We start from the raw sequence: 14168 nt of genomic DNA, 5'->3' as shown, positions 1-14168 counted from the left end.
AAAGGTTGCTTACCTTAAGTTATAACGTAAATCTGGCCTATTAATGGATAGGTTTAAGCCTTAGTGCGTTGTGCAGGACTCCAAAAGCCCCTTCTCTTCCAGCACGCTAACCAAGGTCGAGCCCATTTCGGCAGGCGTAGGAGCCACTTTGATGCCGCATGCTTCAAGCACAGCGATTTTTTCCTTGGCTGTTCCTTTACCGCCGGAAATGATCGCGCCCGCGTGGCCCATACGTTTCCCTGGAGGCGCTGTTGCGCCGCCAATGAAGCCTACCACCGGCTTGGTCATGTTCGCTTTGATCCACTCAGCCGCTTCTTCCTCAGCGGTTCCGCCGATCTCGCCGATCATGATCACCGCTTTGGTATTCGGATCTTCGTTGAACAGTCTCAGCACATCGATAAACTCCGTCCCTTTGACAGGGTCGCCGCCGATTCCTACGGCGGAGGATTGTCCGATGCCGCGGGCCGTTAGCTGATGAACGGCTTCATAGGTCAAGGTACCGCTCCGCGATACAACCCCGACATGTCCCGGCGTGTGGATGTAACCCGGCATGATGCCGATTTTACATTCACCCGGCGTGATGACACCCGGACAGTTAGGTCCGATCAAGCGAGTCTTCTTGCCTTCCATATAACGGGATACCTTTACCATGTCGAGCACCGGAATGCCTTCCGTAATGCAGATCACCAGATCCATCTCGGCATCAACGGCTTCCAGAATGGAGTCGGCCGCAAAAGCAGGCGGTACATAAATGACGCTTGCGGTTGCGCCTGTTTTGGCTTTGGCTTCCTCAACGGTGTTGTAAACCGGCAGTTTGACGGTTTCGCCGTTCTCTAGCGTGATTTCAACTTCGGTTCCGCCTTTGCCGGGCGAAGTTCCGCCGACCATCTGCGTACCGTAATCCAAGGCGCCTTTTGCATGGAACAGGGCTGTTTTACCTGTAATCCCTTGCGTGATAACTTTTGTATTTTTATCGATCAAAATACTCACGATTGATTCACATCCCCTATTGTTATTTGAAAATGAAAGCAACCGCACGGCAGGGCTAAGAAGCCCATCGTGCCATGCCCCTTCAGGAATGAAATATTACTGAACGAGGGAGACGATCTTCTGTGCTCCGTCGGCCATGGAATCAGCAGGCACGATATTCAGACCGGACTCAGCCAAAATCTGCTTGCCGAGGTCTACGTTCGTTCCTTCCAAGCGTACAACAAGCGGACGAGTCAGTCCCAGCTGTTTCGCTGCTTCGACAACACCGGTAGCAATAACGTCGCAACGCATAATGCCGCCGAAAATGTTGACAAAGATTCCTTTTACTTGAGGATCGGACAAAATAATCTTGAAGGCTTCCGTTACCTTCTCCGTTGTTGCGCCGCCCCCAACATCAAGGAAGTTGGCAGGGTCGCCGCCATAATACTTGATGATGTCCATCGTAGCCATGGCAAGACCTGCGCCGTTAACCATGCAGCCGATGTTGCCGTCGAGAGCTATGTAACTCAAGTCGTATTTGGACGCTTCGATTTCCTTCTCGTCTTCCTCATCCAGATCGCGCAGTTCCAAGATGTCCTTATGACGGAACAACGCATTGGAATCGAAATTGAGTTTGGCATCGAGAGCCATGACGTTTCCGTCACCGGTTACGACAAGCGGATTGATTTCAGCGATAGAGCAATCCTTCTCTACGAATGCCTTACACAAGGCCAGCATGAACTGAACGGCTTTACCTACCAGTTCATTCGGAATATTAATGGAATACGCTAATTTCCGCGCTTGGAATGTTTGAAGTCCGATCGCCGGATCCACGACTTCTTTGAAAATTTTCTCAGGAGTTGCTGCTGCAACCTCTTCGATTTCGGTACCGCCTTCCTCGGACGCCATCATCACGACACGGCCGGTAGCGCGGTCAACGACCACTCCGATATAGTACTCTTTGCGAATATCGCAGCCCTCTTCAATAAGGAGACGCTTGACTTCCTTGCCTTCCGGACCCGTTTGGTGAGTCACCAACACCTTGCCCAGAATTTCTTCGGCATAAGCACGAACCTCGTCCAGGTTCTTCGCCACTTTAACGCCGCCGGCTTTACCGCGGCCGCCTGCGTGGATCTGCGCTTTGACAACGGTTACGGGACTGCCCAAAGATTGCGCAGCTTCAACTGCTTCTTCCACCGTAAACGCTACCTTGCCGTTCGGAACAGCTACTCCATATTGCTTCAGTACTTGTTTTCCTTGATATTCATGGATATTCATTCTCGAATCCTCCTATCAACATGACTGGAACAAGGCTGGCTGACACGGAACCAATCTATGAAAGTTCGCACTGTCAACCTTTATATATTAAACCCAAGCTATTGTAACATGTTTTTAAAACGCTTACCTTAAAAAGTTCACCGTTTATCCACTCGATTTGGCATGGGTATGATTCCTTCCAGATATAAATTGGAAATATATGTATGCTTAATTGTTTTTTCGCGCGTAATGTATCAAACCTATAATGCCTAACACCACAATGGCAATGCCAAGCAATCCTGCTGCAAGCATAATTAAGATATTTTCCCATAATATCGTCATTTCGATTCCCTCTCCATTCCTCATAGAATTAGTGTATTCGTTACTATTATACCATTAAATCCCTTTTTAGTAAGATCAAACTGTGACGCATTATAAAACTCTTTATCCTTTCTGTGCGATCCGGTAGAATGATTTGGAAAGAGAAAGACAAGTAGGCGTGTTCATAAGGAGATTCAGCATGAAATGGTTGAAATCGTTTTTTCCGCTTCATTCATTATTCGTCAAAATGTTGGTCTATTTTCTCGTCGTGATTATCCTGCTCTCCTCCTACAACCTATGGTCGATGACCTTCTATTCCCGCAATGTGAACAATGAGATCGTCAAATATAATCTGACCCTGATTCGAAACACCGTCGACAATTTCGAGAAGCAATATTCCACCTGGAAAAGCCTTCTCCTCAACCTTCAGCATAACGAATTCGTCGGCAATATCAGCAGGCAGGCCGATGCCGGCGGAAAGAAAGGAATCGATTATCTGCAGGTTGAAATGGTGACGGATCAGATACGGACCCTTGTCAGCCAGCCATACTATCACTTGAATAATGTCATGATCTACTACCGGAATCATGCCTTCCTCCTTGAACGGGACGGCATCGTTAACGATGACCGCATGTTCAAGCATTATTACATCAGCAATTCCTATCCGTACGAGTTCTGGAAAAAGACAGTGCCCACCAATGGGTTTATGCAAATGCTTCCCAGCAGCGCCTTCTCCATCGGGACCGAGAAGAGCGAGGTGCAGCTGCTGCCGTTAGTCGCTGATGTGCAAGGAAGCCCCTGGCAAATCATAGCTTTCGTGAATATGAAAAGCTGGTATGAATCCTATAAAGGAATGGCCGGTTCCCGTTTCGTACTGTTGGACCCGAAGGGAACGAAACTGTATGAATCCTTGCCGGACACGGCTTCCCAGCCGCTGCCGGAATGGGACGGCCAGTCGGATTGGATCATGGAGAAGGGATCGTACTATTTTTTCGAAAAAGGGGCACGCTCCGGTCTTACCTATATCTCCATCATTCCGCACAACGAACTTAATCAAAGCATCAGCCGCATGAACTGGATTACCGTGCTGTTATTTGCCGCTACCCTGCTAATAGGCACGTTGGCATCGTGGGTCTTCTCTCGCAATATCAACCAACCGCTGAAGCGATTGGTGACGGGACTGGGCCAAACTGAGATGGAGCTGTATCAAGGAAGCATCGCCGAATTCAGCGCCATTTCCAACCATCTGAAGGGATTGCAGCACGAGCGCAAGATGATCAAGGAATGGATGGACCAAACCAAACCGCTCTTAACCAGCTATCATTATTTGGCACAGTTCAAGAACATTGCCATCGATACCGCCGCTTCCAAAGAACTTTGGGTCGGCGAAGGAGCATTCATGGTCATCGTCTATCAATTGAGGTACCGTCATAACCCGACTCCAAAGCTCGATGCCTTGATGACACGGGCAACCGGCAAAATCAAGGACATCATCACGCTGCAGATCCAAGAGGCCTTTCCCTTGTCGCACACCCTTCAGATGGAGGGTAAACAAATCTTATCCATCGTGTACACGCAGGAAAAATCAGACATGCTGCAGCAGTGCCTCAGCCAGCTCAAACGGATATTTGATCACGATCAAAGCGTCTATCTCGTGAATATCGCGGTTTCATCCGTCTTCCAGCAAACCTCGGAGTTCGATCAAGCCTATGCGGAAGCCATGTCGCTCCTGCTTCAAGCCCGGCCGCTTGAGGAAACCCAGATTATCTGGGAGAAGGAACTCCGCGGCGATGCAACGGGCTTCACCGCCGAGCAGGAGCACGAGTTTTATGTGAATTTGCAGGCGGGCAACGAGAGCAGCTGCCAAATGCTGATCGATCGGGCATTGGAACGGTTGCAGCGGCAGGAGGCTACGGCGGATCAGCTGAGCCATTTTGCCAAATCGGTCTCGGTCCGCATGAGAAGAACCGTCGAACTGCTGAAGATCAATACCGACGTGCTTCCGGATTATGTCGATATGCTTGCGTACAGCGTAACTCCCGCCCAATACCGGGAAGTCCTTCTGGGCGAGCTCGCCCATGCAACCCAAGCGATCCGCCGGAAACGGGAGGAGCATTACGATATCATCCAATATGTCATTCAGTACCTGGAGTCTCATTACAACGAAGAAATATCGCTCGAGCAGCTCGCTTATAAACTCAACATGTCGCCCACCTATCTGTCCGGGTATATTAAAGAGAAGACGGGGAGCAACTTCAGCGACCAATTGAATGCCATCCGGATAACAAAAGCAAAAGAGCTTCTGGAGACGACGAACATGCCGATTCAGGAAGTAGGCAACCGGATCGGCTACCGCAACGTCACTTCCTTTATCCGCATGTTCAAAAAAATAACCGGCCAAACACCAGGCGATTACCGGAAAACCAACTGGATCCGGTAAGTCAGGTGAGCGGCCGGCCGCTTAACCTTTGACGGAGCCGATCAAAGCTCCTTTTACGAAATATTTCTGGATAAACGGGTAAACCAGCAGGATCGGCAGGGTGGACACCATGATGGTAGCGAACTTCAGACCATCCTCCACCACCACGATATCGCCTACAACAGGCCCATCCGTTCCCGTCAATTGGCCCGACAGCACGATGTTTCTTAATATCACCTGCAGCGGCTGCATATCGGCATCCCGCAAATACAGCAGCGGACCCATGAAGTTATTCCACATCCCCACCGCATAATACAATCCGATGGTGGCAAGCACCGGCTTGGAAAGCGGAAGCACAATTCGAAAGAAAATTCCGATCTCGGACAGACCGTCGATTTTGCCGGATTCCTCAAGCTCTTGGGGCATTCCCATGAAGAAAGTCCGCATGATCAGCAGGTTCCAGGTGGCTACGGCTCCAGGCAACACCATGCCCCATATGGTGTTGACAAAGCCCAGCTCCTTCACGACCAGAAACGTCGGAATCATGCCTCCGTTGAAAAACATCGTAAACACGATCAGCATCAATATCGGTTTACCCATGACCAGCTTGGCCTTGGACAGCGAATAGGCCCCCAGCGCCGTCACCAACAAGGAAATCGCTGTTCCGAGAACGACATATATCAGCGTATTCTTGTATCCATTCAGCACCCGTCCGTCCTCGAACACATACTGATACATATCCAGGTTGAAGCCCTTCGGCCACAGCCAGACCTCCCCCGAGGCAATGGAGGCGGAATCGCTGAGGGACACGGCCAGCATGTAGACAAACGGGTATAAACACGCCCCTACGACCCCAGTCAATATCAAGGCATTCAGGGCATCAAACCAATTCCATTTCGGTTTCATCACGTTCCTCCTCTACCAGATGCTGCTTCCGCTGACTCGCCGGCTGAACGCATTTGCCGCGATAATGAAAATAAAGCTGATGATGCCGGTAAACAGATCGATCGCCGTTGCATAGCTGTAGTTGCCTTGCGTTAAGCCTACTCTGTATACGTAAGTAGATATGATATCGGCCGTCTCGTAAGTAGCGGGAGTCGCAAGCAGGTATACCTTCTCAAAGCCGATCTCCAATATTTTTCCGATGTCGAGTATCAGGATGATCACAATCGCCGGGGCGATGCCGGGCAGCGTAATGTTCAGCGTCTGTCTCCACCGGTTCGCTCCGTCCATGCGCGCCGCTTCATAGAGCTGCGGATCGATGGCCGTCAATGCGGCCAAATAGATAATGGTCCCCCATCCAATATGCTGCCATACGTCCGTCGTCACATAAATCGACCTGAACCAGGAGGCTTCCACCAGAAAGTTGATCCGTTCAAGCCCAATGGCATTCAGCAGCTGGTTGACCACCCCGCCTGTAGGCGACAGAAACATGACCGCGATCCCCGCGACAACCACGTTGGATATGAAATGCGGAAGATAACTGACCGTCTGGACAAACCGCTTCAAAAAAGATTTGCTCACTTCATTAATGAGTAACGCAAGTATGATGGGCGCGGGAAAGCCGAAAATCAGCTTATACAACCCCAGCAGAAATGTATTCCGGAGAACAGGCCAGAAGTCGGGCGTATTTAAAAACATACTGAAATATTTGAACCCCACCCAATCGCTCTCCGCGATTCCCTTAAACAAGTTGTAGTCCATGAAGGCGATCGAAACGCCGAATATGGGAACATATTTAAAAATGATGTAATACAGAGCACAGGGAAGAAGCAGCAACAGCAGGTATTTATCCCGCTTCACTTTGGTCAAGAAACTCGAATGCCGTGCTTGCAAAAAACGCATCCTCCTTTAGCAGCGAAATCCATGCGGTATCCATAAGCGGCACCCCCTGCGGGCCGGAACCAGGCATAACGAGCATCCGAAGAGCCGATCCGAAAAAGAGAGCCGCCCGGTTCCTCTGGCTGCATGGCGTTCAGGTTAAATTACTTGGCTTCGTTCAGGAATTTCTGCGTCCGTTCATAAGCGCTTTGATGAACATCCAGCACCTGCTGCACGCCAAGTTTGTTCACTTCTTGCACGTAAGTGTCCCATTCATCCATCGGTTTCTGTCCCAAAATGAATTTCGCAATCTGCTCCTCATGGAATTTCTTCACGGTTTCGCCGACCATGCTCAGCACTTCATTCTCTTCATTCGTATAGGCAAGCCTTGGCTGCGGCTTCGTTTCATGGTCTGGTGCGATTTTCATCGCTTCCCGCATTTTTGGTGAATACATGGACTCGTATGCGGTCATGTCCAATACTATGTGAGCGCCGATCGTCGCAATTCCCGTTTTGGTTCTTAAGTCGCCAAACTCTTTGTAATCATCGTTGAACGTGCGAACCCCGTTCTCCGTCGTGAACGTCTCGCCTTCCCTGCCCCAGGTTGCCAGCTCAATCCCTTCGGGGGAGAACAGGAAATCAAGGTACTGCAGCAGTCGATCCCGCTCTTTGGAATTTGACGCTACGGCAAAGCCGTCACTCTGCAATCCGGCAAACACGTTATGGGACTTGCCATCCGGCGTGCCGATAGGCGGAACCATGTAATCAAGACTGAACTCAGACGATGCATCCCCCAGCATCAACGGCAGCTCATCCATGATGCCGATGTAGTCGCTGGCTATAAACGATTTGTTCTGAAGCAGCAGATCGTTAAATTGCTTGCGTTTATGTGCCATGAAGTCAGGCGCAACCAAGCCCTCCGCGTAAAATTTATTCATATATTCGACCATTTTCTTGTAGTTGTCTTCTGTCGGTCCGTAGCGCCATTCGTTCTTCTCGAAATCGTAATAATAGCTGCTGTTGGTATTAAACGCAGGTGCCATATTAACCAGCGGGCTCAATCCGTTGAACACGGCAATCGGGAAGCTGTCCGGGTACAGTTCCTTTAACTTTTTCGCAACGGTATACAGCTCGTCGTAAGTCGTGGGCGGCGTCAGATTGTGTTTCTTGAATATATCGTCCCGGTAAAGCCAGGAACGCCTGGATTGCTGCTCAAGTCCGTACAACGGCATAAAATAATTTTTTCCCTCGGGAGACAGTATAGCGGCCTTTACCTCCGGATGATCATCAAGAAACTTCTTGTAATTCGGCATCTGATCCAGATGCTCGAAATAGTCGACGAACGCGCCGCTGGCCCCGTGCGTGTTGGCGGCATTCAGGCTGTTGACCATCATGAGATCCGGGATCTCGCCCGAGGATATCGCCAGGTTCATCGTGGTGGTGTAATCGCTCATGACGGGTTGCACCTTGAAGGAGATGCCGGTTTCCTCTTTTAAGTACTTATAAATCGGCCAATTCTCCTTGTACGGCCAATTCGTATGGGAAAAGGTCATCATCTCTAACGTGATTTCCTTCCCAGTATCAGCGCTTTCATGATTCCCCTCGTTTGCCGCGTTATCTTTCGAGCAGCCGCTCAACAATGCGCCGGTCATGACGGCAGCCAATGCCGCCAGCCCCAGCTTTCGGTTCCAAATTTTCACGCAACCCTCTCCCTTATGTATGATTATGTAACGCTCGACGCTCAACCCGTCTTGACGTTTACGGATTTGATTGTACCTGCCGGAGCCGCTCATTGACCATTCACAATCCTTCCCGTTATTGGCCAGACCTCAGAATCTGAAAAAGTGGCAATCATCTGAAATACGGTACATTCATCGCCGAAACTCCGCATCCTGTCCGGGTTCCTGCCTGTAAGACGGGGCTTTTAGTATATGCTCGCGAATTGACAGACAGGAGGGAAACTTTTACAATACGGACTAGAATCACCCAGCGAAAATGAGGAAGCACCCTTTTCGAATCTTGGATGTTCGTTCTTGTTACAATCCACTGATATCTGAAAAGAGGTGTTTTTCTTATGTACGGAAAACTTCATAGCGCCTGCTTGCACGGCATTGACGGCGTCATCATTCAAGTGGAGGTGGACCTCGCTAACGGGCTGCCGCAAACCGCCATCATCGGGCTGCCCGATTCCTCCATCCGCGAATCCGTCGAGCGAGTACGGGCGGCGATTAAAAACTGCGGTTTTACTTATCCACTGAAACGGGTGACCGTCAATCTTGCCCCTGCTGACCTGCGCAAGGAAGGTTCCTCCTTCGATCTGGCTATCGCCGTCGGCATTTTGCTGACAAGCGAGCAGTGGGCCTTCCCGAATGCCGATCGAATATTGATCATCGGCGAGCTTGCACTCGATGGCACGCTCAGGCCCGTGACGGGAGTTCTTCCGATGGTGGAACAAGCCCAAAAAGAAGGGTATGCCGGCGTTCTTCTTCCGCGGGAAAACGCGGCGGAAGCTGCTTTAATCGGAGGAATCGAGGTCTATGGGCTCGGTCATTTGAATGAGCTCGTCCCGAATCCACCAGCAGAAACCACTCGCCGTAGTGAAGCAGCAGGAGATGGCACTGTTACCGTTTCGCTCTCACAGCTCCGGTACGACCGATCGATGAATGCAAGCAGATCGCAAGAAAGCAGCGATCAGGGCAAACAGCTTGAAGACTATAGAGACGTGATCGGGCAGCAGCATATCAAACGCGCCCTGACCATCGCCGCGGCCGGCATGCACAATATCCTTCTCATCGGGCCCCCCGGTACCGGTAAAACGATGCTGATGAAGCGCCTTCCCACCATACTTCCGCCGCTGGCCGACCAAGAAGCGTTGACGACGACGAAAATATTCAGCGCTGCCGGGAAGCTAAAACCATCCGATGGGCTGATGAAAAGACGTCCCTTCCGGTCTCCCCATCATACCATCTCAGCCGGCGGCCTCATCGGAGGAGGAACCATTCCGAAGCCGGGAGAGGTCAGTCTGGCCCATAAAGGCATTCTGTTCCTGGATGAGCTTCCCGAGTTCTCAAGGCATGTGCTGGAGGTGCTGCGTCAGCCTCTGGAGGATCGTGAGGTGACCATAAGCAGAGCACGGGCGGTTTTTACCTTCCCGGCGCATTTCATGCTGGCTTGTTCGATGAATCCCTGTCCGTGCGGTTACTACGGCAGCGACCATCCTCATCAGCGATGCACCTGCAGCGTTTCGCGGATCGCCCAATACCGGGCGAAAATCTCGGGCCCCTTGATGGATCGGATCGACCTTCAAGTGGACGTGCCTCGCCCCAAGGAATGGCCGGGAAGCACGCCGCCCCTATCCTCCGAGCACATGCGGGATCAGGTCTATGCGGCACAAGCAATTCAATTGAAACGCTATGACGGGCTGCCATTCGGCTGGAACAGCGAACTGTTCGGCAGCTTTCTGAGAAAACATGCGAGCCTGGACAAGGAGTCGGCAGAGCTCCTGCAAGCAACCATCGATACGCTGGGCCTGAGCATGCGCGCATATGACCGAATCCTGAAGCTGGCCCGAACCATCGCCGATCTCGAGGCATCCGACGGCATTCAAAGCCGGCATGTCGCCGAAGCGATTCAATACCGACAACTGGATCGCCAATATATAGCAACCGAAGAAACCCACCGTTTATGAAATGGAGTCGATACCCTATGATGATCAGACAGATGACCAATGAAGATCTAAATGTCCTTATCGAAATATGGCTGGCCGCTTCCAAAGAGGCGCATCATTTTATACCCGCCGAGTATTGGGAATCCAAGCAGGAGGACATGCGGGAGGTATACCTCCCGATGGCCGAAACTTATCTATTGGAGGAAACAGGTCAAGTCCGGGGCTTTGTTTCCCTTGTAGGCGAGGATTTAGCGGCATTGTTCATCGATCCAAGCCGCCAAAATCAAGGATGGGGGAAAGCCCTTCTTCGCTATGCCATGGACCTTCGAGATACGTTGAAGCTTCGGGTATATGCGGATAACCAAAGGGCACTCCGCTTCTACGCGAAGAACGGTTTTGAACGCCTTGAAGAAACCGTGGATCCCGATACAGGGCAACAAGAGCATATTATGATTTGGAGCAAGAAAAAAGCCGAGAGGAAGGATAGCATGAGCGTTTCCATATTTCAGCATATCGACACCGTCTTTGTCCCCACGAGGAATATAAAAGCCGCTAAAGAATGGTACACAGGCGTTCTTGGGGGCAGAATCGGCTGGGAGAGCGAGCAAGGGGAGTATCAATGCATTCTGTTCGGACAAACCTCCCTTACCCTTTTCTCAACAGAAGAAGAGAGATACTTTGAGCGCCGGCATGCCCTGTTTAATTTTTTCGTTCCGAACGTGGAGGACGCATATCGGCATCTGAGGAAACAAAACGTACGGGTCGATACCATCCTGGAATACGGCGCAACCTATTTTACATTCTATGACCTGGACGACAATTGTCTGGAAGTATGCTCGTATTAAAGAGAACGGCCATTATGCAGAAACAGGTGAGGGATCAAGGAGCCCTCACCTGTTTCTATGGTTATTCTTATCGATTCGGATCAGATCCAACTTAAAATGCATTCTCGATATGATCCATCGAATCTGCCGTCATGTCTTCCCGGAGCATAACCGAAATGACGTCAAAACGTATCGTCCGTTCGTAATAACGCTTCTGGTGAACATACTGCTGGGCCGTGTTACGGACCTGCATCACTTTGCGGGCGTTCACGGACTCGGAGGGCGTGCCGAAGCGGGTCGTACCGCTTCGGCTCCTTACCTCGATCACCACAAGAGTCTCCCCTGTTTCCGCCACGATGTCCAATTCTCCAAAACGGCAGCGCCAGTTCCGGTCCAGAATCCGGTATCCTTTTTTAATCAGGGCGGCGGCCGCCAATTCTTCGGCAGCCGCTCCTTTTTGCTTGCGGTTGTCCTTTTTTCCGGATGGCGAGGTCATGACGGCATCATCCCTCCGTCCTTCGCTTGACGATCCGCACGATAAACATACGTCAGCACTTCCGCAACCAGCTGGTACAGCTCCTCCGGAATCTGCTGATCCAGATCCAGCTTGGAGAGAATCTCCACCAAGGCAGCATCTTCCTGCACGGGAACGCCATGCTCTTTGGCTTTATCCAATATAGACTCCGCCAGTTTGCCTTGTCCCTTGGCAACCACAACCGGCGCTTCGCTTTCGCCGGGCGTATATTTAAGCGCAACCGCCTTTTTCATGGCGGTGATTGACCCTTCCTCTTTCTCTAGCTTGCTCATACCCGCATGTCCACCCCTTTATAAACCTGAGGGGTGTATTCGGCTGCCGTTCCCTGCACGGAATCTTCTGCTGCCGGCAGCGAATCCAGGGGCAGCGGTTCTGTTTTGACGCTGAGCAATTGGTAGCCGATCGACGAAACGGCTTGTGCCAACTCCTGCTTGGTCCCTTCGAACAGCTCCGCGGCAAATGGCTGATCATTCCGAAAGTTAAGGCTGACGATCCGGTCAACAACCTGCACATCGATCAGGGTCTGCCCCAGAAACTTCATATCCAGGTCGAACAACAGCCTGCAGTTGGTTGCATCCAGCTCGCCTTTACGGCCTCTGCGGGATTGAATATGTACGGACGCGGTCTGTTCCCCGTCGGCGCCATGCAAAGGTATGAACAGCGTGATCTGTGCGAACGGCGCCGTTCGATCGGTATTCAGCAAGAGCTGCTGGCCCGTTAAATGCTGAATGACCTGCTGGGCCGCTTCCTTCAGCGCCGGAGGCGCATCCTGGCTGGACAGCACCTGAAGCAGCACCCCTTTCAGCGTATCCTGCAGGGCAAGCGACGAATCCCCCGATGGCCCTGCAGCCATAGCGGCCTGATGCACGCCTTGGGTTATTTGCTGCTGTACGGTTGGCGTTACCGGGTGCGTCAAGCCCGGCTGATTCGCGGCGCCGGTCTGAGCATTCGGAACACCCGGCGCCTGCTGGTTCGCGTTTGCCGCATTCCCTGGCGTGGCGGAGGCTCCTGGCATATTCGCTGCTGCGCCCCCGCTGCCAGAGGCAGGAGTGGCGGGCAGGGAAGCTTGGGCTGCCGCAGCAGCGGTTGGCTGCGCTGCGGCCGGAGCCGGTGCAGCCGCGCCTGCTGCCGTTGGAACAGCTGCCGATGCGGTCACGGCCGCATTCGCTCCGGGCGCGGCGGCGCCGTGAGCCGTGCCCGCGGCCGTGCCGCTTCCGGGCGTCGCGGCAGGCTGCCCGGCTGGCGCTGCCGGCGCGGTGCTGCCCCTGCGCGCAGCTTCGCCCGCGGGGCCCGTCCCGGCCCCGCGCAGAGCCTGCTGCTCGTGCTCCGCACCGAGCAGCTTCAAGAGCCGCCCCACCCACGGCTCCGCGCCGGGGGTGGGCGGCTTTGGCGAAGGGCCTGCGGCCCCTTCGCCAAGAGCTGCCGCCGGCCCTGTGGGCACGGCGGCGGGTTGTCCGGCGGCAGGCGCTGCCGTGCCGCCGCTGGCCCATGGCTGCGCGAGCTCGCCGCGCAGCTGCTGCAACAGGCCCTGCAGCTTGGTCAGCAGCGCCTGCTGACCTGAGCCGGCCTGCGCGGCAACGCCGGCAGCATTGTTCGCTGCTGTTTGCTGCTGCGCGGCAGCGGTAGCCTCTGCGCCAGCTGCCGTCGAAGGCGCAGCGGACGCTGCATTTTTCCCGGCAGCCGCTGCGCCTCCGATACCGTTGCTTAGAGCAGACGTCAGCTGCTGCTCCAGCGACTGCAACAGCTGATGCAGCTGGGGTCCGAATACGGCCTGATGCAGTCCCTTTACGCTTTCAGGGCTAATCGGCAGTCCGCGGTGAAACGCGATCGCAGCCGACTCCGCCCATTCCGCAGCCGGGATCTGAGGAGGCTTTACGGCCAAAGCCTCTCGGAACATGGCAATATTGTCCTTCGTCAGGGGAACTCCCGCGTTCTGCATGCCCCGGATCATTTCGCGGTTTTCCTTCGTATCCGGTAGACCCGCAAAATCCAGCACCTCAGCCATGGATGAAGGGGACAACGGCTGTCCCGGCGTTTGGCTGAGAGGCTTAAGCACGGCTGTCCCTCCCTCTCCCGGCGGCTGAACCTGCAGCAGAGCCGTTTCCCCGGCTCGGAGCGGCGTTTCCAGCTTCGCTTTCACTTGAACGCCCTGGATCTGCACCACCGCTTCCTGCCCGTCCTCCGATACGTTCATAACGACACCGCGAACGACTTGACCCGGCTTAAGTTCCAACGTCTTGGCGTCTCCCGGCTTCTGCTCGCCCAGGAGTCCGCGAATCAACGATCCGATGTTCACGATAGTTCCTCCCACACCTTCTGTTTACCTTATATATCGGCAGCAGCCCGCCTTTTGAC

11 protein-coding genes are annotated in these 14168 nt (G+C 53.0%); 3 read left to right on the top strand and 8 right to left on the bottom strand.

All coding sequences use genetic code 11. The features are described 5' to 3' along the window. Positions 1-60: 60 nt before the first annotated feature. Positions 61-990: a succinate--CoA ligase subunit alpha gene (gene sucD / locus AC3RCL_RS10060; protein WP_009594770.1), complete on the bottom strand. Its 930-nt coding sequence runs from the start codon at positions 988-990 to the stop codon at positions 61-63. 96 nt (positions 991-1086) lie between these two features. Further along, a complete protein-coding gene (gene sucC / locus AC3RCL_RS10055; protein WP_492535319.1) occupies positions 1087-2247 on the bottom strand; it encodes an ADP-forming succinate--CoA ligase subunit beta in 1161 nt (386 codons plus the stop codon). Between the two features lie 499 nt (positions 2248-2746). Between sucC and AC3RCL_RS10050 the strand changes: the two genes are divergently transcribed. Beyond that, positions 2747-4987: a helix-turn-helix domain-containing protein gene (locus tag AC3RCL_RS10050; protein ID WP_492535318.1), complete on the top strand. Its 2241-nt coding sequence runs from the start codon at positions 2747-2749 to the stop codon at positions 4985-4987. A gap of 21 nt (positions 4988-5008) precedes the next feature. Here the strand turns inward: AC3RCL_RS10050 and AC3RCL_RS10045 are convergent, their stop codons facing one another. The 3 genes from AC3RCL_RS10045 to AC3RCL_RS10035 all read right to left on the bottom strand — a co-directional run bounded on the left by AC3RCL_RS10045 (position 5009) and on the right by AC3RCL_RS10035 (position 8487). Then, positions 5009-5872: a carbohydrate ABC transporter permease gene (locus AC3RCL_RS10045; protein ID WP_492535317.1), complete on the bottom strand. Its 864-nt coding sequence runs from the start codon at positions 5870-5872 to the stop codon at positions 5009-5011. Positions 5873-5884: 12 nt separating this feature from the next. Beyond that, positions 5885-6811, bottom strand: coding sequence for an ABC transporter permease (locus AC3RCL_RS10040; RefSeq protein WP_492535316.1), 927 nt, complete (start codon positions 6809-6811; stop codon positions 5885-5887). Positions 6812-6951: 140 nt separating this feature from the next. After that, positions 6952-8487, bottom strand: coding sequence for an ABC transporter substrate-binding protein (locus tag AC3RCL_RS10035; protein WP_492535315.1), 1536 nt, complete (start codon positions 8485-8487; stop codon positions 6952-6954). A gap of 374 nt (positions 8488-8861) precedes the next feature. Between AC3RCL_RS10035 and AC3RCL_RS10030 the strand changes: the two genes are divergently transcribed. After that, positions 8862-10475 (top strand): YifB family Mg chelatase-like AAA ATPase, encoded by a 1614-nt coding sequence (locus tag AC3RCL_RS10030; RefSeq protein ID WP_492535314.1) that lies wholly within the window; start codon positions 8862-8864, stop codon positions 10473-10475. A gap of 17 nt (positions 10476-10492) precedes the next feature. After that, positions 10493-11299: an N-acetyltransferase gene (locus tag AC3RCL_RS10025; protein ID WP_375120314.1), complete on the top strand. Its 807-nt coding sequence runs from the start codon at positions 10493-10495 to the stop codon at positions 11297-11299. Between the two features lie 91 nt (positions 11300-11390). On the opposite strand, the gene AC3RCL_RS10020 is transcribed toward AC3RCL_RS10025, so the two are convergent. The 3 genes from AC3RCL_RS10020 to AC3RCL_RS10010 are packed head-to-tail and all read right to left on the bottom strand — an operon-like array spanning position 11391 to position 14109. Then, positions 11391-11774, bottom strand: coding sequence for a YraN family protein (locus AC3RCL_RS10020; RefSeq protein ID WP_192571266.1), 384 nt, complete (start codon positions 11772-11774; stop codon positions 11391-11393). After that, positions 11771-12085, bottom strand: coding sequence for an EscU/YscU/HrcU family type III secretion system export apparatus switch protein (locus AC3RCL_RS10015; RefSeq protein WP_015736344.1), 315 nt, complete (start codon positions 12083-12085; stop codon positions 11771-11773). The genes AC3RCL_RS10020 and AC3RCL_RS10015 overlap by 4 nt, the downstream gene beginning before the upstream one ends. Continuing rightward, entirely contained in the window at positions 12082-14109 is a 2028-nt protein-coding gene (locus AC3RCL_RS10010; RefSeq protein ID WP_492535313.1) for a TP0910 N-terminal domain-containing protein, read from the bottom strand. The genes AC3RCL_RS10015 and AC3RCL_RS10010 overlap by 4 nt, the downstream gene beginning before the upstream one ends. Between the last annotated feature and the right edge of the window lie 59 nt (positions 14110-14168).

It is taken from the genome of Paenibacillus sp. MT86 (assembly GCF_058792535.1).
This window is presented reverse-complemented; position numbering and strand designations above follow the sequence as displayed.